The organism is Streptomyces sp. NPDC046303 (assembly GCF_055588085.1).
Genome location: NZ_JBVJFA010000006.1, coordinates 93,131 through 118,616, shown reverse-complemented (window position 1 = coordinate 118,616; position 25,486 = coordinate 93,131). Strand labels below are relative to the sequence as shown.

Annotated in this window: 22 protein-coding genes; 12 read left to right on the top strand and 10 right to left on the bottom strand. The window is 69.5% G+C overall.

Features of this window, described 5'->3' with window-relative positions; genetic code table 11:
* Nucleotides 1-181 precede the first annotated feature (181 nt).
* Nucleotides 182-448 (top strand): hypothetical protein, encoded by a 267-nt coding sequence (locus tag ACZ6I1_RS08590; protein WP_469284654.1) that lies wholly within the window; start codon nucleotides 182-184, stop codon nucleotides 446-448.
* Nucleotides 449-825: 377 nt separating this feature from the next.
* On the opposite strand, the gene ACZ6I1_RS08585 is transcribed toward ACZ6I1_RS08590, so the two are convergent.
* Nucleotides 826-1,419, bottom strand: coding sequence for a hypothetical protein (locus ACZ6I1_RS08585; RefSeq protein ID WP_469284652.1), 594 nt, complete (start codon nucleotides 1,417-1,419; stop codon nucleotides 826-828).
* A gap of 844 nt (nucleotides 1,420-2,263) precedes the next feature.
* Nucleotides 2,264-4,645, bottom strand: a complete 2,382-nt coding sequence (locus ACZ6I1_RS08580; protein WP_469284651.1) for an ATP/GTP-binding protein — start codon at nucleotides 4,643-4,645, stop codon at nucleotides 2,264-2,266.
* A gap of 477 nt (nucleotides 4,646-5,122) precedes the next feature.
* Between ACZ6I1_RS08580 and ACZ6I1_RS08575 the strand changes: the two genes are divergently transcribed.
* Nucleotides 5,123-5,830, top strand: a complete 708-nt coding sequence (locus ACZ6I1_RS08575) for a 2OG-Fe dioxygenase family protein (protein WP_469284650.1) — start codon at nucleotides 5,123-5,125, stop codon at nucleotides 5,828-5,830.
* Between the two features lie 564 nt (nucleotides 5,831-6,394).
* On the opposite strand, the gene ACZ6I1_RS08570 is transcribed toward ACZ6I1_RS08575, so the two are convergent.
* Nucleotides 6,395-7,015 carry a hypothetical protein gene (locus tag ACZ6I1_RS08570; protein WP_469284649.1) on the bottom strand — a complete coding sequence of 207 codons (621 nt, stop codon included), beginning with the start codon at nucleotides 7,013-7,015 and terminating at the stop codon, nucleotides 6,395-6,397.
* A gap of 147 nt (nucleotides 7,016-7,162) precedes the next feature.
* Here ACZ6I1_RS08570 and ACZ6I1_RS08565 point away from each other — a divergent pair, with 147 nt between their 5' ends.
* The 3 genes from ACZ6I1_RS08565 to ACZ6I1_RS08555 all read left to right on the top strand — a co-directional run bounded on the left by ACZ6I1_RS08565 (nucleotide 7,163) and on the right by ACZ6I1_RS08555 (nucleotide 9,895).
* Entirely contained in the window at nucleotides 7,163-7,693 is a 531-nt protein-coding gene (locus tag ACZ6I1_RS08565; RefSeq protein WP_469284648.1) for a GNAT family N-acetyltransferase, read from the top strand.
* Between the two features lie 348 nt (nucleotides 7,694-8,041).
* The gene (locus ACZ6I1_RS08560; RefSeq protein ID WP_469284645.1) at nucleotides 8,042-8,710 is read left to right on the top strand and encodes a hypothetical protein; all 669 of its coding nucleotides are present in this window, start codon (nucleotides 8,042-8,044) and stop codon (nucleotides 8,708-8,710) included.
* Nucleotides 8,711-9,076: 366 nt separating this feature from the next.
* The gene (locus tag ACZ6I1_RS08555; RefSeq protein WP_469284643.1) at nucleotides 9,077-9,895 is read left to right on the top strand and encodes a nucleotidyltransferase domain-containing protein; all 819 of its coding nucleotides are present in this window, start codon (nucleotides 9,077-9,079) and stop codon (nucleotides 9,893-9,895) included.
* A 662-nt stretch (nucleotides 9,896-10,557) separates the two neighbouring features.
* Here ACZ6I1_RS08555 and ACZ6I1_RS08550 read toward each other — a convergent pair.
* The gene (locus tag ACZ6I1_RS08550; protein WP_469284641.1) at nucleotides 10,558-11,010 is read right to left on the bottom strand and encodes a hypothetical protein; all 453 of its coding nucleotides are present in this window, start codon (nucleotides 11,008-11,010) and stop codon (nucleotides 10,558-10,560) included.
* A 54-nt stretch (nucleotides 11,011-11,064) separates the two neighbouring features.
* Entirely contained in the window at nucleotides 11,065-12,657 is a 1,593-nt protein-coding gene (locus ACZ6I1_RS08545; RefSeq protein ID WP_469284638.1) for a glutaminyl-peptide cyclotransferase, read from the bottom strand.
* A gap of 590 nt (nucleotides 12,658-13,247) precedes the next feature.
* Here ACZ6I1_RS08545 and ACZ6I1_RS08540 point away from each other — a divergent pair.
* The 5 genes from ACZ6I1_RS08540 (at nucleotide 13,248) to ACZ6I1_RS08520 (ending at nucleotide 17,994) form a co-directional block, all read left to right on the top strand.
* Nucleotides 13,248-14,114 (top strand): SDR family oxidoreductase, encoded by an 867-nt coding sequence (locus tag ACZ6I1_RS08540; protein ID WP_469284636.1) that lies wholly within the window; start codon nucleotides 13,248-13,250, stop codon nucleotides 14,112-14,114.
* Between the two features lie 305 nt (nucleotides 14,115-14,419).
* On the top strand, nucleotides 14,420-14,995 hold the full coding sequence (locus tag ACZ6I1_RS08535) for a hypothetical protein (RefSeq protein WP_469284633.1): 576 nt from the start codon (nucleotides 14,420-14,422) through the stop codon (nucleotides 14,993-14,995).
* On the top strand, nucleotides 14,992-15,840 hold the full coding sequence (locus ACZ6I1_RS08530) for a DUF5995 family protein (RefSeq protein ID WP_469284631.1): 849 nt from the start codon (nucleotides 14,992-14,994) through the stop codon (nucleotides 15,838-15,840). Before ACZ6I1_RS08535 ends, ACZ6I1_RS08530 begins: the two co-directional genes overlap by 4 nt.
* A gap of 360 nt (nucleotides 15,841-16,200) precedes the next feature.
* Entirely contained in the window at nucleotides 16,201-17,235 is a 1,035-nt protein-coding gene (locus ACZ6I1_RS08525; RefSeq protein WP_469284629.1) for a hypothetical protein, read from the top strand.
* Between the two features lie 315 nt (nucleotides 17,236-17,550).
* Nucleotides 17,551-17,994 (top strand): hypothetical protein, encoded by a 444-nt coding sequence (locus tag ACZ6I1_RS08520; RefSeq protein WP_469284626.1) that lies wholly within the window; start codon nucleotides 17,551-17,553, stop codon nucleotides 17,992-17,994.
* Between the two features lie 143 nt (nucleotides 17,995-18,137).
* Here the strand turns inward: ACZ6I1_RS08520 and ACZ6I1_RS08515 are convergent, their stop codons facing one another.
* The 5 genes from ACZ6I1_RS08515 to ACZ6I1_RS08495 form a co-directional block, all read right to left on the bottom strand.
* Nucleotides 18,138-18,797, bottom strand: coding sequence for an ATP-binding protein (locus tag ACZ6I1_RS08515; protein WP_469284625.1), 660 nt, complete (start codon nucleotides 18,795-18,797; stop codon nucleotides 18,138-18,140).
* A gap of 88 nt (nucleotides 18,798-18,885) precedes the next feature.
* On the bottom strand, nucleotides 18,886-20,610 hold the full coding sequence (locus ACZ6I1_RS08510; RefSeq protein ID WP_469284623.1) for a PKD domain-containing protein: 1,725 nt from the start codon (nucleotides 20,608-20,610) through the stop codon (nucleotides 18,886-18,888).
* Nucleotides 20,611-20,867: 257 nt separating this feature from the next.
* Nucleotides 20,868-21,650, bottom strand: a complete 783-nt coding sequence (locus ACZ6I1_RS08505) for a hypothetical protein (RefSeq protein ID WP_469284620.1) — start codon at nucleotides 21,648-21,650, stop codon at nucleotides 20,868-20,870.
* 188 nt (nucleotides 21,651-21,838) lie between these two features.
* Nucleotides 21,839-22,666, bottom strand: coding sequence for an acetolactate decarboxylase (gene budA / locus ACZ6I1_RS08500; protein ID WP_469284618.1), 828 nt, complete (start codon nucleotides 22,664-22,666; stop codon nucleotides 21,839-21,841).
* Nucleotides 22,667-22,941: 275 nt separating this feature from the next.
* Nucleotides 22,942-23,505, bottom strand: coding sequence for an SMI1/KNR4 family protein (locus ACZ6I1_RS08495; RefSeq protein ID WP_469284616.1), 564 nt, complete (start codon nucleotides 23,503-23,505; stop codon nucleotides 22,942-22,944).
* A gap of 393 nt (nucleotides 23,506-23,898) precedes the next feature.
* On the opposite strand from ACZ6I1_RS08495, the gene ACZ6I1_RS08490 reads away from it, so the two are divergent.
* Complete coding sequence (locus ACZ6I1_RS08490) at nucleotides 23,899-24,387, top strand: DedA family protein (protein WP_469284614.1); 489 nt, start codon at nucleotides 23,899-23,901, stop codon at nucleotides 24,385-24,387.
* Between the two features lie 255 nt (nucleotides 24,388-24,642).
* Nucleotides 24,643-25,479: an alpha/beta fold hydrolase gene (locus tag ACZ6I1_RS08485; RefSeq protein WP_469284611.1), complete on the top strand. Its 837-nt coding sequence runs from the start codon at nucleotides 24,643-24,645 to the stop codon at nucleotides 25,477-25,479.
* Nucleotides 25,480-25,486 lie beyond the last annotated feature (7 nt).

Sequence of the window (25,486 nt, the reverse complement as noted above, 5' to 3'; positions counted from 1 at the left end):
GCAGTGCATTGCACGAGGTACACCTCCCGCAACCACGATCAGTGGTTTCGAGTGCTTGGGTGAGGCGACCAGTCGCTTTCGCTTCGACGTCCTTTCCAGGCTGCCATCCGGACCACCCGATCGCCATCGGAGGCCGGTCCGGCCGCCGCCGGAGGAGGAACGGCCCTCTGGGAAGACGAATGTGCCAGGGCCCGGCACGCGACCGCGCAGGACAGTCGGCAAGAAACTCGTACACGCCGGGCGGCGGGCCTCCGCCCTTGCCGCGATCGACCAGGACTGGAACCCTGGCGCGCTCGGGTGGACGGCGGACCGGCGGCAGCAGCGTGTGGCGAACTACGGCGCCCAGGCGCCCGCCACCAGCGTGCCGAAGGCCGTGCGCTGGTGGGTGACCGAGCGGCCTGTGCGGGTCGTCGTCGCCATGCCTGCCGATCTGAGCGCCGCCGCGTAGGTGGAGTCGGCTGGCCGGGGCCAGGCCGGTCAGCGTGGCGGCCACGCCGTGCTCGGCGACTCTCAGGGCACGCGGGTGAACTCCTCACGGTGCAGATCCTGTACGACGGACCAGACAGGGGCGAGGACCGTCTCGTACGCGGCCTGCTGGGCGCGGTGCACGGTGCGTCAGGCCGTCGCGTCTCCCGCGTGCAGGCCGTGGATCCCGGAAAAGGGGCGGGCACCGGGTGACGCGGGCGGCGTTTCCGAAGGAGAGACTGGCCATGCCCGAGCGCTCGTCAGAACAAGTACCGTCAAACTCACGCAACCGTCGTCCGTAACGTCGGCGGCGAGGCACCGAGTACCTGCACCAACGGCGCGAGTCGACCGTACTCGTTCTTATGTGGTGAACGGGGTCGGAGGTCGCTGGACTTCCAGGACGACTGCTGTGCCTGCCACGGATCGATCCTCGTGCATGGTGATCACCTGGCCGGGCTGAAGGTGCTGCCACTGCGAAGCGTCGAGGGGTGCGAGTCGTACCGAAGCTCGTCCACCCGGCTCCAGGAAGGGTGTGGCCTCCACCCAGAGCCGGGCAATGTTGAGAGTTGGTTCGCCGGTCGAGGTCCGGTTACCGATGTTCCACATCGGTCGTAGGACGCCGGCACCGGAGATCGGCGTCTGTCGTCGCGCTTCGGTGGCCGGGCGGAGGGTGAGGTCAGCACGGAAAGTACCGTGACGGGTCTCGTGGCCGCGCCAGTGGCACCAGGCCGCGCTTTTCTCCATCCGCATCTGTTCGGCCGCGGTGGCCAGGGCTTCCCAGAAGCTGACCGGAAGTGTGTGGACGTCGCCCAGTTCTTCCAGCAGATCGAGGGCCACTTCCCACTCGTCGTGAATGAGGCAGTCCCAGACGTCGCTCACCGTGATGTCGTTCTCAGTGGCGATCTTTTCGGGAACCAGCAGGGAAGCGGCTTCCAGCAGTTCGGGTACGTCCATGCGTTGATTCTGGACCACGGTCTCCTGGAGGCGGCAGGAGGCACCACCCCGTAGCGGTAGCTGCCGAGCGGGCTGGTCGTGCTGCCCTTGGTGTCCGATGACATCCATCGAGAGATCACAACACAGGTGACCCGGCCTGTATGCGGTGTGCCGGGACAAGGACTCGGGTGCCCCGGTCGCGCCGGGCGTGGGCATCCTGGTTGTCCCAATCGACCAGTACGCGTTCGAACGCGCGAGGTGTACGCAGGCGCTCTGCGACGGAAGACAGCATCCTCCCTCTCGACATGGTCCGCACCGTGCAGGGCGACACCGGGGTATGCGCTCGCCCGGTGCGGGCTCTCGTCGACGCGGATTGCGCTCTGTCACAGCGTCTCGGCACTGATGGCGATGTCGACGGCGCGAGGAGATCCCCGTGGGGCGCGTCCGACACCCGGACCTGCCGCCGGCCCGGCCTGCCGAGCAGGGAAGTGGTGAACCGGCTCTCACCGACGGCGTCTGGGCCTATGGGCCGGTGACGGTCGCCGTACCGTTGTCGTGGAGTATGACTTTGCCTCCCCGGATTTTTCTGCTCCGGCGGCAGACGCTCGCGTTCAACGGGGTTGACTGCGATCCGGGGCGCCGCCTGGTGACGTATCGGCGCGAGGAACTCCGCCGTGCAACCAGCGAGCGGGACGTTCGGTGAGTTCCTTTACCGGACAAGCACGGTCGACGCCGAGGACGCGATCTGACCGGCGATGTCTTCTTTGATGGGGAGGGCACCGGACCGGACTCCTGGTCCTGGGCCGTGAAGGCTCTGTGGAACGGCGCGGTGACGCTCCGGTTGTGCGGCCCCGGCCCCGCGAGGTCAGGGCGTCTCGGGGGCCCGTGTGCTCGTTCGGCGGCGCGCAATCAGGTCGAGCCATCGCTGCCGTACGGCGTCGACGCCCCCGATCCAGTCGGCGCGGGCGAGGCCGTCGTCCGGTGCAGCTTCCCCCAGCCAGAGGTCGATGATCTCGCACAGGTAGGCGAACTCCGTCCCGGTGACGCGTTCCCGCACGTTGCTCCGGGCCAGCAGGAGTCCGGACTCGTCGCCGACGACCGCGTAGTGGAAGGCCCGCGCGAATTCCGCGTGGGCCGCCGAGGAGTTGACGCCGTACTGCTCGCAGTCGGCCACGACCGCCTCGGTACGTTCCCGCACAGCGGAGGCGTCACCTGCTGCCGCCAGAATTCCGGCGCAGGCCGAGAACCTCCGCGCCCAGCTCACATTGGTCGTCTCCAGGACACCGCGTGCCACCGTGAAGCTCTCGGGGATCACCGTGCCTGCCCCGAAGGCGTGCACGAAGTGGAGCGAGGAGGCCGAGATGGCGATCTCCCCGGGAACCTTCTGCTCGAGCGCCCACCGCAACGAAGCGTCGAAGTCCCGGATCGCCTCGTCGAACCTGGCGTGCAGCCACCAGATGTCGGCCAGCATGCGCGGCCAGACGCCGCCCTGCTCCTGCGCGTCGATGTGGTCCCGCACCTCCCCGAACCGGCCGGTCTGCCGGAGCATGTGCAGGTAACCGCGCAGCGCGGTCTTGGCGATCCGCCGACCGGAGGACATGAGTGCGTACATGGCCTGCTCGGACTCGTCCGGGCGCCGCAGCTCACGCAGGCATTCGGCATGGAAGTACTGGAGGAGATCACGAAGGTCTCCGTCGAGCAGTTCTGCCGACAGAACCCGCTCGATCGCTTCCGCACTGGCTTGCCGAGGCTGCCGCTGCCGTGCGCCGACGGCCGCCAGCCCACTGGCCAGAGCCTGGGCGGGGGTCGTGGGGATCGCCGGATCGGCGGCATCGACGCCGCTGATGCGTGGGCGGAGCGTGGGCTCCCAGGTCATGTCGTCGACGTACCAGAAGGCCCCTTCGACGAGCCAGCCGAGCGGAAGACCGTGTTCATGGGCCAGCAACATGCCTTGGTTCAGGCAGCTGATGAGGGTACGTCTGTCGTGCGCGCGTTGTGCCGTCCGCGCCGTGTCGGCGAGCTGGTCGAGCATGCGCTGCGCGGCGTTGCGCCAGTCGCGGGTACTCCAGGAGTCGTCCAGTCCCCGATCGGCATCCCGCACGAGGGAGCGGACCAGCGCGTGCATGTGGAAGGGCCACTGGGCCGCGGAGTCGAATTGGACGAAGGGGCGGTTCGTCAGGCGCAGTGCGGCTGCTTCGCTGCTCAGGCCGGCGCCTGCGGTGACGATCTCGATGCTGAACCCGTCGAGCATGCTTGCCGCGCGCATGGCCTGCCGTTCGTCGCCGCGCAGGTCCCTGAAGAGCCTGGAGACTATCGCCGGGAAGCTCGCGTCGAAATCCTCGGTGGTCGGTGCGGTCGTGCCACTGGAGAGGTGGATGAAACGCATCACGGACAGGTCCAGGTAGAGCGGCAGGCCGTGCGACCGCTCTTTGATCATGTTCCTGATGTCCTCGGGTATGGCGGGGTTTCCGCCTTGCCGTACCCGGTTCAGCAGATAGCGGTCGGAGTCCTCGGAGGAGAGGTTCCCGACCAGATGCTGTCGGGGTTCCGCCGTCTGTCCCTCGGCGAGACCCGGCCAGCTGACAGGGCCCACCCAGTCGAGTTGGTGGAGGAGGTGGGGGTCGTCCCAGTCGAGCCTGTTCCGGCCTGTGATCACGAACAGCACGTTCGGCATGAGCCAGACCAGCCGCTGCATCAGCCGTTCCACCTCGCGGTGGCGCCGGGTTGCCGCATCCTCGAAGGTGTCGATGAACACGACGACTCCCGTGCGCGCCTTGCGCTGCAACTCGTGCAGGTCCCAGGCGAGAAGATGCGGAAAGTAGCTCAGGGTCTCAAGGTCGGCTTCCGCTTCCAGGAGATGGGGAAGCCGGGCGCATCGGGCCAATGCGCTGCGCTGCCGTGAACGGTCCCGCAAGGCGGTGACGATCTCGACGCTGCCGCCGGCCAGGGTGCTCAGGCCGGGGATGCCGAGCGATGAAACGGCTTCGGTCAGCGCGCCGCGCAACTGCTCGGGGAGCCTGCGGACATTCGAGGACGTGCGCAGGATGCCGTGCTGCTGGATGTGGCTCTCGATCGGCTGGTTCGGATGAACGATCTCCCAGTAGCGTGCGAACGCGAGGTCGAAAGCCACCATCGGCTGCCCGATGGAGCACAGTGACGAACGGACCAGGAGCATGACCGTCTCGAAGTCGAGTCCGTGCTCACGCGACAGGTCGATCCGTACCGTGTGCAGCCGATCGGAGTCCACGGTGGATCGAGGCCACTCGGTGGACGCACCCTCCGTCCCGCTGCACCGGTGCTCGAACTGGCGTGAGAGGGCGCTCTTCCCGACACCTCCGACGCCGTAGTACGTGAGCACGTTCCGTCGGGGACTGGTCAGGTCCTGAGGGTCGAGGAAGGATCCGTCGATCAGGGACAGATAGCGTGCGAGTGCCGTGTCGAAGCTGTGCCGTTCGTCCTGTCGATTGGTGAAGACCTGCACTGCATCCAGGTGGATGGAGTTCGACGTGAACAGCGCGCGTAAGTCCCTGTCAGAAATGATCTTTCCCCCGTCCTGTCCGGGCGACGCATCCGCTCTGCGGACACGATAGTCCCGGCAAAGGTCGCTGTGAACTCTGCCGCCGGCAGGCCGAAAACAGAGCCTTGCGCAGCGGCGTCACGCCTGTCATTCTCTGCGGTCCGGGAGCGGTTGGGGGCTGCGCTGGTGTCTTCTTCGGGTGTTCACGTGAAGGCCGACGTGCCGGGCGGTATCCGGTCCGAGGGGTTCCTGTTCGTCGACGGGGCCGACTTTCTCCTGGACGACACGTGCGCACAGGCAATGGGCATGCTCTGCGATGCCTGGAGCGCCTTGCCGACGGATCTCTATCTCCCGCACGGCGCGGCCTACCGGCAACGGCGACACGCACGCTTCCTGTTGAACGACGAAGGTGGGATCCGGCAGGACGATGTGACCGGATACTTCCAATCGGCCGAAGCCAATCAATTGGCGGGAGGCGTCGTGCGGTACTTCGCCCCTTTCGAGGAGGATCAGGTACGCAATCGCTTCTTGCACGGCCTCATGTACCGCAATGCGGCACTGTTCGACAGTTGCTTGAGTTCGCCGCCTGTCGAATGGACGATCAACGTTCACATGATGCGCACCACCGCATCACGCGGGACCGTCGGCCTTCCCTCGCCGGAAGGTTTACACCGGGACGGCTTCGACTTCATCGCCGTACACCACATCTCCCGGAAGAACATCGGTGGTGGTTGCACGGAGATTCGGAGCGCCGGCGGAGCGCTCCTCACTCGTCGTACGTTCACGCAGCCTCTGGACACCCTGTATGCCGATGACGCACGCGTCCTCCACGACGTCACGCCCGTCACGTGGGACGGCCAGGGCAGTGGTGGCCACCGGGACATGCTCCTGATGAGCTACGAAGCCCGCTACTGACCAGCCCGCGTTCAGGACCGACGCGACGATCGGGCGCGGCGGGTCGGCCGTGGTGGCGGTACGACGCCGCGCACCCGCGATGCCCATGTCTTGTCTGGTGCGTGGCGCTTCCGGGGGCCCTGGCGGGCCGGGGTGCGGTCTCGGTGAGGCGGTCCAGGTCGCTCGTAGAGGGCGCGGCTCGCGGACAGTTCGGCGGCGCCGACTCGGACAACAGCTCGTGGGCGATGGCGGCTATGGCGGAGACCATCTCCTGTACGACCGGCTCGGCCCAGGCGTAAAGGGCAGGACAAACCTGACAGCAGAACGGGCGCAGGGAGGCAGACCGGCGGCTCCCTCAACCCGACTTCGGAGCCCCGGGCGGCCGCCACAGCGTACGAGAGGGTGTCGACCGCCCACACGGCGCCGGCGTCGGTGCGGCCAGCGGGCTGGCCGCACCTGGCACAGAAGGTAGGGCATGGCGCGCGCTGCCGCCGGCTGTCGATGCCGCGGCTGGGCATGAAAAGGGTGCGGTACGCCCTCGGAAGTCACCGTGTCCGCGGTCGCAGGTCGGCCGTGATTGCCGGGTCACGGTTGGGATCGGATCACCGCGACGCAGCACAATGCCGCGAAGGCGAGAGTCGCCGCCGCCATTCCCGCGAGGGGCTCAATGGTGGTGGCAGGCAGGGGCCGGTCGGTTGGCGGGACGGCTTCCCTGGGGTCGAAGACCATCGTGAGGTGTCGACCCGGGCGCGCGGCGGCATCGCACGTGCGCCAGGCTTCGGTCGCGACCGGGGTTCCGTCGAGAAGGCGTACCGAGCAGGAGTTCCTGACGTAATCCCGTCCCTCGTAGCGGTGGACGTGGACCTCGGTCACCACGACCGTACGGCTCTCGCCGCGCGCCGCGAGGACAGCCTGCGCGGTCTGGCCCGGTATCCACCAGGCGAGGACACCGCCGAGCACGGCGACTGCACAGACCAGGGCACGTCCCGCGTTCGTCGAGAGGAGATACCAGGCGGCAGCCAGACCCACCACGACACCGACCACTGAGCCCACCGTGTCGAAACCGGTCAGCGTGCCCGTCACCACGGCACCCTCCACCAGCCCGGCGGTCACAACGCCCAGGACGCCACCCTCCACCACCAGCCGGGCGGGCGGCCGTCCGGAGAAGTTCGCCGGACCCCACAGGAACGCGCCGTCGTACGACATGGTGCCTCGCGGGTCTACCCCGGCGCCGCTCCGCCGCGCGCTTGTGGATGTCAAGGATCGTGAACCGCGGATCGTACACGCCTACCGGACCGTGCCGTAGGCGGATATTCGATGGTCGCCGCTTGTCATGGTGGTCATACTGCCGCGATGGATCCCGTGACTCTTGAGACCGACCGTCTGGTGCTGAGGGCCTTCACGCCTGCCGACGTGGATGCGGTGTACGAAGCCTGCCAGGACGAGGACATCCAGTTCTACACCCCGGTGTCGGTGCCGTTTCGGCGTGCGGACGCGGCAAAGCTCGTCGGCGAGAAGCTGCCCGCTCAGTGGGCCGAAGACAGGGACTACACCCTCGGCGCGTTCCGCAAGGACACCGGCGCTCTGGTCGGCTCGTACTGCCTGACCCTCATCAGCCGCGGCGTCTGGGAACTCGGTTACTGGGCGGTCAAGGAACAGCGCGGACGTGGCTACTCGGTGGAGGCCGCTCGGGCCCTGTGCGACTGGGGCTGGGACACCCTCGACGTCCACCGCATCGAGTGGTGGGCCATGGCCGGCAACACCGGCTCGCGTGCCGTAGCCGAGAAACTCGGCTTCACCGTCGAGGGGACATTGCACAATCGCGGCATCGCCAACGACGGCAAGCCGCACGACTGGTGGGTGGGTGGACTGCTGAGGCCCTGATGCTCGTCCGATGCTTCGCCGGGCCACACCATGATCACCAGCAGACAGCCTTGACGTGGCTGTGGCTGCACGGGCTTCCGCGCCACCGCGGAGATTCGCCGGTTGCCGGCCGTGCGCGGCTTCGCAGTCCCCGACGCCCCCTCCAGGACCGGCGTCGGCGCATGGCCCCACGCTCAGGCGCAGCCGCGGTACCCCCACCGTTTCGTACGTGTGTCGGGTTCGGCCAGGGCGTCTTGCCTCACCTGGTGCAGCAGGGGGAGGGCCTCCCCCTCCGGACGCCTCTGACCAGCGAATGAGATCATGAGGGCGAAAGCGCCGCCGTGCGGCGACGCGGGGGAAGGACAAGGCATGGCCCAGGGGCGGATGACGTACAACGTGCGGTACGGGACGTCCTTGCCGGCCGTCGTCCGTCACGGCGACGGCGCGGGCCACGAGGGGCATATCGCCATCGGGATGCTGCGGCGCGTGCCCGACGGGCACAGGGGCGCCGCGCACCCTTCCGCCCGTACCTTCGACGTCGTCGGTGAGGGCCAGATGGCTATCGCCCGGGTTTCGACGGAGGAGACAGGCTCGCGTGTCAGCGGACGCCCCGCCGTGTACCGCGTCGACGATCCGTACGGTGCCCCGCTGGGCCGGATCACGTACCGGCGCGGCCGGGCCCTGCTCGGCGCCCGCGCGCGCTGGACCGTCGAGTCGGTGACGGGACACTCCGTGCGCGGCTTCCGCGGGCGCCTGTTCTGGTGGGTGGTGTGGTGGCCCCTCGGCCTGCCCGTGAGCCTGGTGTGGCTGATCCTGTCCCTGCTCGGTGAGGGCGACGACGCCTTCGGCAAGCCGCGCAGGGTCATCTGGCGCGACTCCGCACGCCGTGCGCACCTCGTCTTCCGGGGGATCGCGGACGAGTACCGGGTTCTCGACGGGAGCTGGGACCCTCGGCTGGTGGCTGCGCTGATCGGACTGCACCAGTCGTACGACCCGTCGGAAGGCAGCGGCGAAAACGGCTGGTACGCCAGGTCCTGAACCGGCCGGCGTCCCGCCGGACGCGGAAGCGTCCGGGTGCGGGGAAGAAGGCGCCGAACACAAAGCGGCCTTCGAGGCCGGCACCCCGCCCAGCACGTCGAGAGCGTGGACGTGACCCTCGACGAACGCCTCCTGCCCGGCCAACGCGGAGATCCAGTGCTCCGCTTGCCTGGGTACGGCAGGCAGAACGCGAACAGGTAGCGGGTAAGCGGGTAGCTGGTAACAGGTCACCAGTTCGTCGGCCAACCGCACGGTCACGTCGCCGAAGTCGACGTCCGCTTCAGCTCCGGGCTCGTGGGTCTGTGGGGCCTGTGTCCGTCCTCCGTGATCTCGGGTACGCCATGCTTCCCAGCGGTCAGGGAGGGGATGGAAACCCAGTCGCCGTTGATCAAGGTTCCTGGAACCCTGACCGGTATGACCCCGGATCCCGTCGGCCAGGCTCGACGTCTCGTGTGTGACCGTTTCCCCGATGCGCTCGCCGTAGTCCTCGCAGGGTCGACGGCTGCGGGGCGAGCCACTGCCAGCAGTGACCTGGACATCGCGGTGCTCATCGGGGACGGTGGCGAAACCTGCCGGGAGACGATCCGGTTCGAAGGACGTGTCGTGGAACTCTTCATCCACACTCGTGCCGGTCTCGTGGATCTCTTCGCTGCGGACGTTGCCGCACGTCGTGCGGTCCTGCAGAGCATGTATGCCGCCGGTCTCGTCCTGGTCGATACGAATGGGGAGGCCGGACGCGCCCGCGCCCTGGCCGAAGCCGACCTCCGCAAAGGTCCGCCAGCGCTGGAACCTGAGACGGTCGAAACGAAGAGATATGGGCTGACGGACGCGCTGGACGATCTCGCCGACGCGGACGACCACATCGAGCGCCTGGCGGTGGCCGGGTTCGTGCTCAACGCCGCGGCCGATCTGCTCTGCGACTACCACCACGCGTGGATCGGCGGCGGGAAGTGGCTGCCACGGCGTCTTCTGGAGGCGGACGCGGAGCGTGGGGCCGCCCTGCTCGAAGGGCACCTGCACCTTTGCACGTCGGGCGATCCGGAACTTCTGATCGACGCGACGACAGGGATCCTCAACCTGGTCGGCGGGCCTCTTCGTGAGGGCTATCGCAGGACCTGGCACGGTGTTATCGACTCGGTTGCTGCGACGCTTCCGCGACCTCTTTCGGGGCCTGCGGCGACCTGAGGTAGTGCCGTGCCTGAGCACCGCCATGATGCTGCCGATCCGGCGGTGTCCGACGTGAGCGCTCTGGCAGATGCTGTTGGTTTATCGCTCGACTTCGGCGGATGAGAAGCCGAAGTGCTCGTCCAGGACGCGCGGCATGCCCGTTGACGAGGGTCATCGCGGCGTCCTCCGCAGCGGGATGACCGGGCCGCGGACCGGCATGGAGGGGCGGGCGGCGCGGGATGCCGGTCGACGACGACCCGCGGCGCCAGGGGCCGTCGGCGACGCCGGGCGGCGGCCCGCCTTCACGGCGCCGGTTCATGACGGAACGGTCACGCACCGCCACATCGGCCGGCCGAGTTCGTTGGACTGGGCATGGAGCAGAAAACCGTTTCGCCTCCGCAGCGAGCCGGATTCGCCCGGCCGGCCCGGGAATTCCGGCAGGTGTCCGACGCACCGATCTATGACGCCGTCGAACGCCAGTGGCTCGCCGAGGGCCGAGAAGTACCCCGCCGTCCCGGCCTGGCATGGGGTGGCCAGCGCCCGACGAACGCCGGAGACTTGTTTCAGCGTGCCTGACCACATCCTCACTCAAGCGGGTGCAGCCGCTTGCGCAGGTACGGGAGACAGCCGCAGGCCACGACGCCGGAACCGGCAGGACGAGCCACGCTCCGGTCACGCCGTCACGTCAACCGTTCGGTGCGGGAAAGGTCGCCGTCAGGAGCCGGATCCGTCCACACCAGGGTGAACGTGCAGCGAACCCCCGGCCAGAGTGGCCCGTTCGCGCAGACCCGGCAGGCCGAAGCCGCCCTTGGGAAGATCCAGGCGCGCTGCGCCGGGTGGGGGGGCGGAGTGTGGCCGACGGTCACGGTCAGGGGGCCGTGCCCGTCGTCCACATGGACTTCGATGTCCGCACCAGGCGCGTTTGGCCGCGTTGGTGAGGCTTCCTGCACGATGTGGAACACAGCGTCGTGCACGGCGGCCGGCCACGGTCGGGCGTCGGGGCCGCTCAAGGCGATCGAGGCCCGGAAGGTCACCGGCAGTGTGCTGGCCTCGATGAGATGCGGCAGGTCGGCCAGCACCGGCCGGGGGCTGCCCGCGTCGCCGGCGGCGGGTGTGCGCAGGACGCCGACCACCCGGTGGAGTTGGCCAAGGGTGGAGGCGGCGAGTTCACGGAGGGTGCGGGCGGTTCAGCGGGTGGCGGCGTCGGCCATAGTGGCCTGCAGGACCGCTGCCTGGACGCTGATGACGGCGACCTTGTGGGCGATGACGTCGTGCATCTCGCGTGCCGTCCTCGCGCGTTCGATGGTCTGGATGTGCTGCGCCAGGCGGTCGTGTTCGCGTTCTCCTGCCGCCTCCAGCTCGGCGAGGCGGCAGGCAAGGTCCGCACGCGCCCGGACCGGGAAACCCGAGGCCAGGGGCAGACCGCAGAAGGCGGCGAACGGCCCCGACCAGTGCAGGGCCTGAGGCAGCCTGACCGCCTGCGGGCTGGACAGCAGTACGAAGGTGGCCGCCAGGAGGCGATGCGAGCGGCGGGCTGCCGGCCTGCGCCCGTTGGCCGGCGCCCTCGTGCCGGCGGTGATCGACGGCTTTCTTGTCCACAGGTCCGACAGAGCCGGGCGCGACTCGCGTTTCGCCGACTCGGCAGGCAAGCGCGGTTCCGATCCCGGTCGACCTCCCCGACGCACCGCACGTGCTCGTCTGCTGGTCCTCATGCGGGGCATGTCCGAAGCCGGAGGTGGTGGCTCTGCTGGCTCGGGGGCGGCCCGTCGTGCCCTGGGCTTGGTGAAGGTGACCTTGAACATGTGGGGCCAGAGCTTGCCGGTGATCATGAATTGGTTGGTTCCTGGTACGGCGGCGATGCCGTTGAGTACTCCGGCTCTGCGGCGTTCGGATGGGGTCAGCAGTCCGGCGGCGTCGATGTGAGCCGTGACGGTGCCGGTCTGCGGGTCGATCCGCACGATGGTGTCCGTCGGGTAGACATTGGCGTAGATCGAGCCGTCTGACGCGCATTCGAGTTCGTTGAGGTGTGTCACCGGTTTGCCGTCGTGGTGCACGCTGATGCCGCCTGACGCCTTGAAGGTGTCCGGGGAGCGGAAAGTGAGGCGGTCGGTGCCGTCGCTCATCACCAGCTGTTCCCTACCGGCAATGCGTCGGTGGCAAAGGCCCCATCCCTCGCGCTGGTATGTGATCCTGCGGCGTTCCGCGAGGGTGGTGGGGTCGCGTTCGATGGCGATGCCGTTGCGCCAGGTGAGTTGCCAGAGCCTGTCACCGGACAGGGTGATGCCCTCGGCGAACAGAGGCGCGGGCAGCGCGGCATGGATGATGGGCGGCTTGCCTGGCGGTCCGGAGCGCACGGATGACCGGCCGACCAGGCCCGTGCTCTCGTAGAGGGTGCTGCCGCGGAACTCCAGACCCTGGGTGAAGGCCCGCGGATCGTGGGGAAGGACATCGCGGACTTCGGCTCGCAGCGACTCCACCCGCAGGGCGCGGTGCCCAAGGGCCACTTGGCGGCTGAACGGGGTGAGGGCCTCGTGTCCGGATGCCGCCACGCGCCCGCGGGGCGGCTGCACGTGGCCGGCGTCAGCAGACAGGGCTCCTGTTCGCGCCCCGCTGACAGGGCGGCCTGGGATGCCGGCTCCGAGAGCGCCGGAAAGCAGCGCCCCGGCCAGTACCGCCGCCGGGATCGCCCGTGTGGAGTTGCCCAGTCCGCTGCGCTGCGTGCGGGGGGTGCCGTCAGGGAGCTTCATACAACCGCCGTCGCGCGACCGGGCCATCGCCATGGGAGGGACGGCCCGGGTCGGGGTGTCGTTGTCGTTGTCAGTGGATGGTCTTCGTGACGTTCCGGTTCGCGGTGTTGCTGCCGTCCCCGCCGCCGCCGTTGCGTTCGGAGTGTCGTTGTTGTCAGTCGACGGTCCAGGCCGAGTGTCCAGACGGGTAGCGGGAACCCCCTGCCGAAATCCCTGGGCAGACGAGCCTTTCACTCAAACGCCCAGGCGAAAATCGGCTGAAGGAGTGCAAGCGCATGTGCGGCGTCGAGCCGGTCGCGGCGCGGCCCGGCTGAACGAAGGCCTTCACGCGCTGAAGCGCGGCGCACGCGACTGGCCCTCCGACCCGGCCGCGGGGCGTCTTCGCCTTCGGGGCGCGGCGAGGCGTCCCGGCCACGCCAGAGGCGATCAGGCCCCCGGTCGAAGCCAGCACCTACGAGGAGCTCGTACTCGGGGGTGCGGACAGGCTCCCAGTCCGGCCGAGCGGCCTGTGCGGGCGTGGGCACGTCCTGACGAGTGAACGTGCGCGTGTCCTGATGGGCTCAGGACCGTCGTGCCGCACAACGTGGGTGAACAGCCCGGAATCGGCGTGAGGACGCGACGAGATGACGACCGTAGTGGTGACCGGCGCGACGGGGAACGTCGGGCGACACGTGGTGAGCGAGCTGCGCAGGCGCGGCATCCCCCACCGCGCGCTCACCCGCGACCCCGAACGCGCCACTGCCGTCCTCGGCCCCGGCGCCGACCTTGCGCAAGGGGACTTCACCGATCCCGAATCGCTCCGTGCAGCCTTCGCGGGCGCCGAACAGGCCTTCCTGAGCTGCGCCAACGACCCGCGGCAGGTCGAGAACGCGGCAAACGCGATCGAGGCCGCAGCCACGGCCGGTGTCCGGCAGATCGTCCTGCTGTCCACGGTCGGCGCCGAGGTCGGCTCCGCCAAGACGTTCGCCGATCAGCACGGCCGCATCGAGCACCGCCTGCGCTCGGCGGGGATCCCGTTCGTGATTCTCCGGTCCAGCTTCCTGATGTCGAACCTCCTCGGTTCACTGCCGACGATCGGGCAGGCCGGCCGGATCTTCCTGCCCGCAGAAGACGCCCGCATCGCCATGATCGACCCACGCGACGTGGCCGCCTGCGCTGTCGCGGTGCTATCCGGGCAGAGCGGGGACGGAGAGACCCATCTGATCACCGGCCCCGAGGCCGTCACCTTCACCGAGGTCGCCCACCGCCTCTCCACCGCCCTCGGACGGACGGTGGAGTATGTCGCCGTACCCGACGAGGCAGCCCTGGCCACCATGCTCGAGGCGGGCCTGCCGCCGTGGCTCGCCGAGGGGGTGGTGGGGACCTTCCAACTGCTCCGGGAAGGCATCAATGACGACACCACCGACTCGGTACGCCGGCTGACAGGACACGACCCACGCCCCGTCGCCGACTTCGCCCACGACTTCATGGCACCGCTCCTGACCCGCTGATGCCACAGCAGTTAGCGGACGGCGGTTGGACTCATCAATGAGGTGGACGCCGAATGTCTCGTGGGGATTCCCGTCGAGCCGGTTGAGTTGCCGCCGCCCTGCGGTGGACCGCCGCCGCATGGTCGGCGGCGTTGCGTCCATCAGCTGCGGCGGAGATGCGTCTGCCGGTTCCCCAGTTCGATCCGCTCCACCAGCCGAGCGCTCAGCAGACGCCACTCCCCCGTTGCTGTCCACCGAGGGCGGGCAAGGGACACGCACCCCCGTGCTTACGTTCTGTACACAAAGTCGGCGATAGACTACACAAGGTGACGAACAATGTCGGCGGTGCGCCACCCCGCTCGGAGGCCCCCAGTCACATCTACTACTTCGATGTGGGGGCCGGGAGCTGGCAGGGGGAGTTCACTTTCCGCGTCACCTCGTGGCGACGCCTCCGCAACACCCGCGGCATCGGGCTGCGGAACCGGGCGCTCGTCGTCGCGATGGCGCTGACCCAGCGGCTGACCGGCGCGTCCCGGCTGGAGTCGACGATTGTGGCGACCCCGGCAGCCGGCGACTTCGGCGTGGCTGACAACGTGGTCAGGATCTCCAAGTTCGGTGTCACCCTGTACCTGTTGAAGGAGCGCTACCTCCTCGCCCCTGACGGCAGAGGCGTCACTGTAGAGGCGAACGAGCAGTTCAGCCCCGTGCCGGGCGTGCTGACACGGAAGTTCACCTACCCGGCGGAGATCCAGCCCTCAGGCATGGGGTCCACGTACCACATGCCGCTGCTGGGCAGCCCGTGGACAGCGACGTACCAAGTGGGAGCCGATCGGCAGAGCCTGGCGGGGGAACTCGTCTGTGACTGGGCGAAGGCGACGGAGAACGCCCGCCGGGTCTCATGACGGGGGACGCCGCCGCTGCCGCTGCCGCCGAGAAGGTCGCCGGGGTTGTCGCGGAGCTGACCGCCCGCGTCGAGCGGTACGACGCCCTGCGGGACCCCCGCGCGGTGTTCGCCTACACCTACTTCCGCCTCACCTCCGACCTCGCCGCGAGCCTGCGTACGAACAGCCTGTCGTTCAAGGAGCCTGAGTGGGTCGCCGACCTGTCCGTGGCCCTTGCCGCGGCCTATTTCACGGCGATGAACGGGATCGACACCTGGCTGGGGCCCGTCGTCGACGCGCGTCCCGGCGGCGAAGTCCTCTCCGCGCATCTGCCGGAGACCATCCCGAAACCCTGGCGGGACGTCTACGCCGCCTCGACCGTGCGTCACTCCTACGTCCTGGAGGAGGTGCTCTTCTCGATGATGGCGCACATGTCGTACGACCTGCCGCTCGCGCTGCGGACGCTGGCCACGCGCGGCGACATCCACCACCGCATCGGTGACTTCCACCGCATGAACGACCTGCTGGCCTTCTCCATCGACGCGGTCCAGGACGAGATCGCCGCACGCTATTGCCGCCGGCTCCAGACACTGGACTACCTGTTCATCCGCGACGATGAACTCTTCACCAGCTACGGCATCCGGGTCGCTCGGGGCATGGCCTGGTTCAACTGCGACAGACTCATGGATCCGGCTGCCGGTCCCGCGGCGATGGGATCCATCAGCAGGTCCACGGCCGCGTTCATCGCTGAATTCCGCTCCCCGGGCGACTGGAAGCGCCGCCAGGCCTTCAAGGTCCTGCGGGCACTGGTCCCGTCCCGTCGGCAGTGGCCGCCATCGGGCACCCCGGTACGCCCCGGAACATAGGCTCACGCGCCGCAGTCCTGTGGTTCTCGGCTCGAGAAGACGCTCCCGGTGGCGAGGCTGCGGTGCTGCTCTGCTCATCACCATCCTCCTGCGTACGGGTGCGCCCCGCACCCTGCGGCCAGCGCGGGGCGCCCGGCAAAGCCTCCGGATCACGAGGGCCGGGCCGGGACGAGGACGGGAAGGAGGGCGTCACGAGGTCCTGACGGCCAGGAACCGCGCATTGCCTCTGGAGTTGGGCCGCACTCGGCCATGCCCGTGCGGCGGATGCCGCCGCTGTGGCGGCCGGCGACGGCGTGACAGGCTACCTACCCGCTGTCGTCCGCCGGGCGGGGTCCGCGACGGCAGCCGATAATGGATGCCGTGGAATCGCCACGCAGCGACAAGAAGCCCGACCCCGCGTTCTGGCCGTTCGGCGCACGTACGGCAGTGCTCTTGGCTCCCCTCCTGCTCGTGGTCCTCGCCGTGGCGTGGGGCACCGCGAGGACGGCTCTGGGCCTGGAATCCGCTTCGCCCGGGTGGGTGCTGGCCGCCCTCGTGGGGCTCAGCCTCCTGCCGCTGCTCCTGCTCGTCCTGAGTAACGTGGCATCGGGCGGGGGCTCGGTCGAACTCGGCAGCGTCAAGATCGCGCTCACCGCGGCCGCCGGCTCGCATCCCGGCCTGACGGTCCCCCGGAACGTCACGCAGCAGACAGGCGCATCGGCGGCCGACAGCGGCGCCGTCGAGATCATGGCTTCGCTGCGCAGCCTGCGGAACTCCGAGGTCGTGGTGGTCAACCTGGAGGACGGGCATGCCTGGTGGGAGACCCGCCTGCTGATCCTGTGTGCGGGGGCAGCGAGGCTGGGCAACCCCTCGGTCGTGGTCTTCACGGCCCAGCAGCAGGGCCGGGCCGGCCAGTTCATCGGTTGGGCGCGCGCGGCCCACCTGCGTGACCGGCTTCTGGAGGCTGAACCCTCCCTGCGCAAGGCATATTTGCAGGCCTCCGGACTCGCTGCGGCGGCTCGTCTCGCCGAGACCCGAGCGCCGGGACAGGCACAGTCGCCGCCGTCGGTCTCCACGCTCACCAGCGAACTCGGTCTGGACAACCTGCGCTACCTCACCCACCCCATGCCGCGCGAGGAGCTCAACCTACTGCTGGAGGAGCAACTGCTCACCAACCTGCTCGCCCCGTACGAAACCCTTCCCGCCGAGATCGACATCGTCCGCCTGGAGCAGCTCTTCCTGCCCGTCCTGCACTCCCGCGCGCTGGAACGCACCGAGAACGATGCCGAATGGCTGCGTGCGGCGCTCTCCGACGAGGGCGACTACGTCGCCTTCACCGACTCCGGTCGCTACGCGGGCATCATGTCCGGCCCGGCCGTTGCCAGGGCCGCCCTGCTGGCCCTCCTCCCCACGTGATCGACCCCGCTGGTAGCAGCCAGACACGGCACAGTCGGCGCCCCAAGCGCTGCCGCAAGACACCGGCTGAACCCGCCACGGCCCGGCGACGTGAAGGCGGTCGCCATGGCAGAGCGTCACCTCCGAATTCGGTCTACGCCGTCGGCGGCGCCGTCTGCTCGGATGATCGACAGGGCGTCTTCCCGCACGCCTCGCGGCCGCCGTGAGCATACGCAGGGCTGAACTCGGCCAGGGGGAGGACGGGAAAACGGATCGACGCTCCTGCATTCCACAGGCGAGGATGCAAGGCCATCGCTCGCACCGACCGGAGGTCCTGTGGGATCCAGAGACGCCGACATCGACTTCACCTTCACGTGTCCGACCACGGTTCGTGCTGTTCTGGACGCCATCGCCGTGGTGGGCTGGTCGGAGGAGGTGCCGGCCGGGAGCATCACCTACATGATCAACGACTCGGACGACGCGTACGAGTGGTACGGCAGGACCCCCGGTGACATCGGCGAAGTGCTGGCGCTGCTGGACGCGCCCGGGAACCTGCCGTACGCAGTGGCCCTCAACGTCTACCATCCGGAGGCGGAGACCGGCGGCATGCTCATGTTCATGCCCGGCCGCACCGGCGTCTCCTTCGTGCCCACCATCGACCGTCGGCGCATCCCGACAGCCCCGGAGTTCACCGACCTCGCCTGGTATCTGCACACCCTCGTCCCAGCCCTCGTCACCGCAGGGCTCAAAGGGTACGAGGCCAACGAGATCCGCTACTGACGACGCCAGCACCGCAGTCTTGCCGCCTCGGCCATCGCGCTCCTGGACGTCCTGGTGAAGTTTGACCCGTGTCCGGTCCCGCGGCGACGCCGGTCACCGGGAGGTGCGGACAGTCCTGGACGGATCGCGCGACGGGGCCGCGGTCAGGGCGATGGTGTGACCGGCCGTGGCACGGCCTCGTTGAGGCGGCGGTCATCGATCTGGATGTCGAGATGTGGCCAGGCCGTCGCAAGGAGCGAAAGGTCGCCGACCGGCGGCAGGGGCACCGGGCCCAACGACGCGTCCGGCCTGAAATGGACCAGCGTCCCCGTCGTGCCGTCGACCTCAATGGGCTCGAGATCGGTGACGGGGACGCCGTGTTCGTAGCGCTGGGTCCAGGCACCGTCGAGGCGGCGGTTGGTATGGGCGAGCCACTCGCTGAGCGCCGCAACCACGGACATGCCGCGCCGAGGACGGCCGTCAGGCAGCACTTCGGCCTGCGGGGAATCGAAGAACCGGAGATCCTTCGTGGCCATGACCGGCTTCTTCACGCTCCGGCCGTGCTCGTCCACGCGGGTGTCAGTGCCCCGTCCGTCATCCCGGACGGACACGGAGCCGTCGGGATGGAGGACGACGACGCAGCGTCCGCCGCCCGTGCTTGACGCTTCGTCGACGGCGTAGGCGAGGACCTCGAGGACGAGGTGCCACGGTCCATCCGGAGCGAACTCTCCGGGACTCTGCCGGATATGCGCCAGATGCTCCGCATCAACGGTGCCGGACCAATCATGCGTCGTGTTGACCCAGGAAGCCCTCTGTACGTCCATCGGACAAGTATCCCCTGGTGATCACGGCGGGCGGGGGTGGGGGCCCCGGGCCCGGGGGCGGCCCGGCGGTGCGCGCCGCCCCCGGGGATCACTTGGACTGGTAGACGCCGAAGACGTCGAGCACCAGGTCGGCGTCCTCATGGCCCTGGTTCCAGAAGGTGATGACGCCGTGGTCGCCGTCGCTCGCCTGCACCAGGTTCGGGACGGTCGCGCCGGCCGTCCAGTTGAGGGTGGAGGAGCCGGGGCGCGGCCAGGTGGGCGCGGCGGGCCCGCCCTCCGTCGGCAGGGGGTAGGGGCTGGGCGCCACGGAGAGGTATCCGGTGCCGCCCGTCTCGGTGACGGTCGTGTTCAGCACGTAGGCCTCGACGCCCGTCGCGTCCCCGGGTGTAAAGCCCTGCGTGATGTACTCCCGGGCCCGGAACCTGCCGCCGGGCCAGCCGTAGGCCTCCTCGCGGGTGTCGAGCGTCCGGAACGGGGTGAAGGGCAGGAAGGCGGCCTTGCCGTCCTCGCTGTAGTAGCCGACGACGTCGACCACCACGTGGGCCGGCAACCAGGATCCGTTGAACACCTTGATCGTCCCGTCCGCGGCCACCGGCACGATCACCGCGTTGGCCACCGTCTGACCGGGCACGAAGTTCAGGTTCGACGACGTCGGGACCGGCCCGTCGCCGGAGAAGGCGGTCAGGTGGCCCGGCCCTTCCGGTTCGGTCACCGTGACGTTCAGCGCCACGGCCGTGATGCCCTGGGGCACCCCGTGCAGGCCGCCGATCCGGGTCGCGAACGCACTGCGCGCGGCGAGCCTGCCGCGGGCCGCGCCGACACCCTCCCGGGTGTCCACGAACCGGGCGGGCGTCATCGAGGTGTAGCCGCCGGCCGAGGCCCGGGTGAAGTAGCCGGTGACGTCGGCGATCAGGTCGACCGGCTGCGAGCCGCCGTTGTGGAGCTCCACGTACCCGTCCTCGCCGACCGGCACGATCACCAGGTTCGGGATGGACCGGCCGGCCGTGTAGTTCAGGTTCGAGGTCTCCGGGCGGTCGTAGCCCGCGCCGGGCCACGCGGTCACGTACCCGCTGTCGACGGTCTCGGTGACGGTGACGTTGAGGGCGACCGCGCTGACGCCCGCCGGTACGGCGGCGTTGCCGGCCACCTTGACCCGGGCGGAACCCTGCCCGGCGACCTTGCCCGCGGGCGCGCCGGTGCCGTTGCGGGTGTCGAGGAGCCGGGTCGGGGTGTGCGGGGTGAAGTCGGCGCCGGGGGTGAGGAAGGCGCCCCCGTTGGAGGCCTGGACGGCGTTGGCGGTGTCGGTCACCGTCACCTTCACCTGGTACTCGCCGGACTTGTCGTACGTGTGCGAGTGGTGCAGTTCGGCGTTGCCCCGGGCGGTGACCGTGTCGGTCTTTCCGTCGCCCCAGTCGATGACGACGTCGAGTGCGAAGTCGGCGCTCGTGATCAGGGCGGTGAGCTCGATCCCGTGCGCGGTGTAGCTGGTGCCGCTGACGTCCACCGCGAGGGCCGGGTTGGCCCCTGGGTCCAGTGCGACGCCCTGCGCGCCCTCCGCGGTCTGCGCGCTCTGCGCCGTCTGCGCGCCCTGCGCGGTCTGCGGTGCGGCGGTCTTGGCGTTCGCCGTGCCGTTCCCCTCGGCGGCAGCGGGCAGGGCGGTACGGATCGTGCGGTCGGCCGGGCTGTGGAAGCCCTCGGAGGTGGCTGCCTTGGCTATCGCCTCGGCCATGCCGGCCGCGACGGGTACCGGATCGGCCGCCTGCGCGGCGCCCGGGATGATGCCGAGACCTGCCGCCATGAGGGCAGCGGTCATGACGAGTCGGTGGTTGCGCACCGGCCCCCCTGTTCGTGGTGATGAGCGAAGAGGGGCCAACGTATGGAGCGTTCAGGACAAGGGGCACGGGATCTGGCGCGATTCACTCCGTAGGGGCCACGGCTTTACCGGCTGTGCGGTTTGCGATCGACTGGAGACCGGCGGAAAGGCGGGCTCGAGCTCAGCGGCAGAGCGACTGTGTTTCCTGGCGTCCCGGGCTGGGACTGCACGTCCGGCGCCATGGCCCACGTGCCCGGTCAGGACGACAAGGAGCCAACCCGGCCTGACTGTTCGGCGGGCGTGATCCGCCAGGTGCCGAGGCGTACGTCGAGCGTCACCGTGAGGTCGGCCTGCTGGGGGAACGGCACGTCCAGCCGCCACGGATCGGGCAGGGCAGCCAGCCCGACCGTCACCCGATCCTCGGTGACTTCGCCCAGGGCCCCGATCCAGTGGGGTGCGGTGGCGATCAGCTCCTCAGCCAGCCGGGGTCCGGGCTCGGGAACGCGCACGGAAGGCACGTCGGCGCGCTCGGCGAGGGCGGAGCCGGCCAGCAGGGTCAGCAGCCGCGCCAGGACCGCGGCCGGCAGGGCGCGGTCGCGGGTTTCCAGCAACACGTAGCAGTCGTCGTGGCCGGAGAACCAGACCCGGGAGCCTTCCAGGCGGCTCAGGAGCGGCTCGCCGACGCCCGTCGTGCCGAGCACGAGGGCGAGCTCGTCGAGCTGCTCCGGGGTCGCGTCGGCGTGCACGTCGATCAGAGTCAGCTCGTAGGGCGACCAGGTGCCGTCGAGGAAACGGGGCAGGAGGTCGCGGTCCATGACCAGGAGTTCCTCCGCGAGTCCGTACGTACCGGAGGCCCAGGATCCGACGGGGTGGACCGTACACGGCACGCCGAGCTCGGCCGCGATCAGAGAGGGCCGCAGCGGGTGCCAGTCTTCGTCCAGGTAGGAGTTGGTCTCCAGCGACACCACCGCGACCGCGTCGTTGGCCACGGCTACGAGCAAGTCGGCCAACTCGCCCGCCTGGGCGGCGCCGGCGGTCACCCGCCACACTCCCTCTGCCTCGTGGACGCTGAAGCTCAATGGGAACGGCAGACGCTCCAGGCCGACACTGTTCATGCTGAACGCGCCCTGCTGCCCGACCTCGATCACTGCCGCACCCCCGACAACCCTGCGGACGCCACTGCGGAGCCCGCGCCCGTCCATCATCGCCGGTCAGCGGGGGGGCGGGCCTACGGGGGGTGCGGTAGTTCGCTGCCGTACCGCCTCGCGCCTCGTGGCTTGGGGCCGCCCTGGAGCACCGCCTCGATCTCACCTGCGATATCGCCTCGGCCGAGCTGAGCGCTGCGGAAATCCTGGGTGCGCGGCAGATGGAGGAGCAGTTCGTACCCCACGTCGACGCGCACCCGCCCGGAGCGGAGTACGAAGTCGTAGGCGTGTCCCCCGCGTGTGCGGCAGCTGGAGAGGAAGTGCAGGTGGTACCCGGCTGCGGCCACCCCGAGCATGTGGGTGGGGCTGCGGAAGCCGACGATCGTCCCGTGGAGATCGGTGTGCGTGGAAATGATCTGCCCGGCAACCGCGTCGATCAGCCGGGGGTAGGGGCGGTGCTGCTCGGGGAGCATGCGGGTGACCATGTGGTCGAAGTGTCCGTCCACGCGGACCGCGTAGAACAGGTTGGGGCTCGGGAGCCGGCTGTCGATCACCGTCCGCAGCCCCGTGGCGTCGACTGGCTCCGTCATCCGCCAGTCGTGCTCGCCGTGGAAGTAGGTGACCGCCGCGAGGGGCGTTCGGGCGGCCAGGTCGGCTTCACCGGCGGTCCCGTCGGCACGCAATCGGTAGCACCGGCCGTCGAGGACGATCATCTCGCCGTCGAGCCGGTCGAAGGTTCCGATGCCGAAGTCTCCGTGCCGGCGGAGCTCGGCGATGGTGGTGGTGCCTTCGTAGACGCCCTCCAGCATGGCCGTCATGGTCGAGGTCTGGAAGATCCGACCCCTGGGTCGAGTACGCGACCCCTTTGGCTCCGGCCGCGTGTCGTGCGTGGTCGAGTCCCGTTCCGGCATGTGGCCCCCCTGAGTCCCCGGGATGACGACGGTTCGGTGGCGCTGCACACCCCCCACCGAAGCTGCGTCGAGCACGCTAAGCAACCGACGGGGCCGTCACAACGGCGCGCACGTGGTCGCGCACGGGCACACGGCAGTGCACCAGAGCCGCGTCCGCCGTGCGGCACTCCCCCGCGCCCCCACCACCACCAGGCCCCCGCCCGCCTTTCTCCCGCGCCGCGATCGCCCGCTGCGTACCTGAAGGCGGACTGGCCAGGTACGACGCTCGGACGACGTCAGCGGTGGGGCTTTCCGAGGGTCTGGTCGGCCGTGGCGAAGCAGTGCTCCGTCGGCTCGAGCACGTCGTAGAGGTACCCGAAGTACTCCGTCTCCGCCGTTCCGGTGAGAACCGCCAGCAGGAAGGCCAGGCACCCCATGTCGTGGTGCTCCCACAGGGGGCCGCGCCCCTCGTTGTAGAACACGGTCCACTCATCGGGGTGCAGGCCGGGCCTGGCCAGCCAGTACAGAAAGGCACCCGTGCCCTCCTCGTATGCCCACGGCAGGACCCGGGCGCCCGCCTCCAGCAGCGCGGCGGGCTTCGCCTCGAACTCCCACAGGCCGGCCAGGATCTCGTCCCGTTCCGTCGTCTGCGCGTGGAGGTCGCAGTCGTTGTGGGCGGAGTCGGGGACGAGCAGCCAGATCGTGTCATCGAAGATGCCGTCGCCGTAGGTCTCGACGAGGTGCTTGTAGTCAGCGGGCAGAGCCGTGCCCAAGGCGCGCTCGGCCTGCGCCCAGTCGACGACGGGCGGCGGGTCGGCGGGCGGCGGACAGAGGCGCATGAGGGCATCGAGGGCGATCATGGAATGGACGCTACTGGGGCCCCTGCCGGAGCCGGGAGGCGGCCTCGCGGGTCCGTTCGCCAGGTCCCGTTGCCATCCATGTCACGCTGCACCTGGCGGCAGCTCCCAGCCCTGGTCGGCGCGTCCTGGCAGAGATCTGTCAGCGCCGCCTTGCCCCTGCCCCGTATCCGCCGTATGCACGTTCGGTTAGGCTGGCCTTGCCTGGCGTGGCGACCCGGGCGTGCAGCTTCGGGTTCCGGTGCCGCAGGTGGGAGCCCATAGACGGAACGTGCAGAAACGGGGCGCAGGTGGGAGACGGTGATCGGGCTTGCGCGTCGCGTGCCCGCGCGGGCGGGGCGTCCATGCAAGTGACGGCGGCCGCGGGTTCCGGCCCGGAGCCCGGGACGAGGCGTCGTGGATAAGATCGCGCTTACGGCGGGAGCTCTGTACGTCATCGTCCTGCTCCGCGCCGGTGGGACGTTCGCCGTCGGGTGGCTCGCCGGCGCCGGTGCCCGGCGCAGCAGGTTCGCCGGGCGGATCTCCTCGCCGAAGTTCCAGCGCGCCGAGCGGGCCATCCAGCGGTGGGGCGCGCTGGTGGTGGCCGTCTCGTTCCTGACCGTGGGCTTCCAGACCGCCGCGAACTTCCTCGCCGGCAGCATGCGCATGCCGTTGCCGCGCTACCTTCCCGCCCTGTTCGTCGGCGGAGCGGCCTGGGCGCTGATCTACGCAACCGCGGGGCTCGGCGTGGTCGAAGTGCTGGGAAGGCTCTTCGCGGAGCGGACGGCCTACGGGGTGTCGGCCGTGGCCGTTCTCCTCATGGCGTGCGGGGTGGTGGTGTACCGCAGAAGAAGGGCTGCCGCCCCGGCCCTGTCCTCCGGCGACCCCGCGGCCGACGAATCGTGAGCCCGCCCGGGAGGGCAGCGGCAGCGGCGGGCGAGCGAGCGGTGTTGACCTCCTCCGCGTGAGTCCCACGGCAGGCCGTGCGGGCGCCCTCGATCTCGACGTGGTCAGCGGCGGGCAGGATGCGCCGGCCACCCGTGCGTGCTGGATCTCTCTCCGCCCATCCACGGGAGCGGCACGGCGAGCCGTGCCGTACGAAAGTTTCCGACGATTGCAGAATCGTTGCTGGCATGACGGCGCGAGCTGCAGGAGCCGGCAATGAGCGACCAGCGCACCCACTCCGCGATCACCAGCGATGGCGTCACGATCGTCGGGACCGTACACGGTCAGGGTCCGCCTCTGGTGTTCCTGCACGGGATCCTCGGTGACGGTGACATCGATGGGTACCTGCTGCTGGAACACCTGACCGGCCGGTTCACCTGCCATCTGCCGAGCATGCGGGGTCGTGGCCTCAGCGGTGATCACGATGACCTCAGTCCCGGTCGGCTCGTCGAAGACGTCCTCACCTATGTCGGCAGCATCGGGGAACCGACCGGGCTGGCGGGGTGGTCGTACGGCGCCCACCTGGCGCTCGCCGCGGCGGCCCAGTCCGACACGGTGGATGCGGTGGCCTCTCTTGAGCCTGGGGTCCTGAGCCTGATGGACGAGCGGGAGCAGGCGGTGCTCGGCGCTGCCCTCGCCCGGACGGGCGAGCTGGCCGCTGACGGCAGGTTTGCGGACGCGGCCCGCGCTTTCGCCGGTTGGCCCTTCAACGACGACGAGATCGCAGTGGCCGAGCGGTCCGGCTACTTCGAAGCCGCAGGGCGTTACGTCCCGAACCTGCTCAGCCTCCTCCAGCAGTCGGCGGAGTACGAAGGTCCCACCGCTGATGACCCGGCCGTGCTCGGTGCGATCTCCGCCCCGGTGGTGGTGTTGCACGGCTCGCACACGAGGCCCTTCCTCATCGCCAGCGCGCAGTACGTGGCGGACCACGTGCCCCACGCGCGTGTGCACCAGATCCCCGGCGCGGGGCATGTCGCCCCTCTGACCCACCCTGAGGCTTTCGCCGAGGCACTCATCCAGTTCTTCGACCGGAAGGGCCGACAACCGGCCTGACCCTGCT

What these genes read in the sequence shown, in the direction of transcription:
- ACZ6I1_RS08565 (WP_469284648.1), top strand. Translation starts at nt 7,163, where the DNA reads ATGGATCCCGTGACTCTTGAGACCGACCGTCTGGTGCTGAGGGCCTTC.
- ACZ6I1_RS08530 (WP_469284631.1), top strand. Translation starts at nt 14,992, where the DNA reads ATGACGGGGGACGCCGCCGCTGCCGCTGCCGCCGAGAAGGTCGCCGGG.
- ACZ6I1_RS08585 (WP_469284652.1), bottom strand. Translation starts at nt 1,419, where the DNA reads ATGGACGTACCCGAACTGCTGGAAGCCGCTTCCCTGCTGGTTCCCGAA.
- ACZ6I1_RS08495 (WP_469284616.1), bottom strand. Translation starts at nt 23,505, where the DNA reads ATGATCGCCCTCGATGCCCTCATGCGCCTCTGTCCGCCGCCCGCCGAC.
- ACZ6I1_RS08555 (WP_469284643.1), top strand. Translation starts at nt 9,077, where the DNA reads ATGGAAACCCAGTCGCCGTTGATCAAGGTTCCTGGAACCCTGACCGGT.
- ACZ6I1_RS08510 (WP_469284623.1), bottom strand. Translation starts at nt 20,610, where the DNA reads ATGACCGCTGCCCTCATGGCGGCAGGTCTCGGCATCATCCCGGGCGCC.
- ACZ6I1_RS08560 (WP_469284645.1), top strand. Translation starts at nt 8,042, where the DNA reads ATGGCCCAGGGGCGGATGACGTACAACGTGCGGTACGGGACGTCCTTG.
- ACZ6I1_RS08540 (WP_469284636.1), top strand. Translation starts at nt 13,248, where the DNA reads ATGACGACCGTAGTGGTGACCGGCGCGACGGGGAACGTCGGGCGACAC.
- ACZ6I1_RS08570 (WP_469284649.1), bottom strand. Translation starts at nt 7,015, where the DNA reads ATGTCGTACGACGGCGCGTTCCTGTGGGGTCCGGCGAACTTCTCCGGA.
- budA (WP_469284618.1), bottom strand. Translation starts at nt 22,666, where the DNA reads ATGCCGGAACGGGACTCGACCACGCACGACACGCGGCCGGAGCCAAAG.
- ACZ6I1_RS08485 (WP_469284611.1), top strand. Translation starts at nt 24,643, where the DNA reads ATGAGCGACCAGCGCACCCACTCCGCGATCACCAGCGATGGCGTCACG.
- ACZ6I1_RS08545 (WP_469284638.1), bottom strand. Translation starts at nt 12,657, where the DNA reads ATGGCGATGGCCCGGTCGCGCGACGGCGGTTGTATGAAGCTCCCTGAC.
- ACZ6I1_RS08515 (WP_469284625.1), bottom strand. Translation starts at nt 18,797, where the DNA reads ATGGACGTACAGAGGGCTTCCTGGGTCAACACGACGCATGATTGGTCC.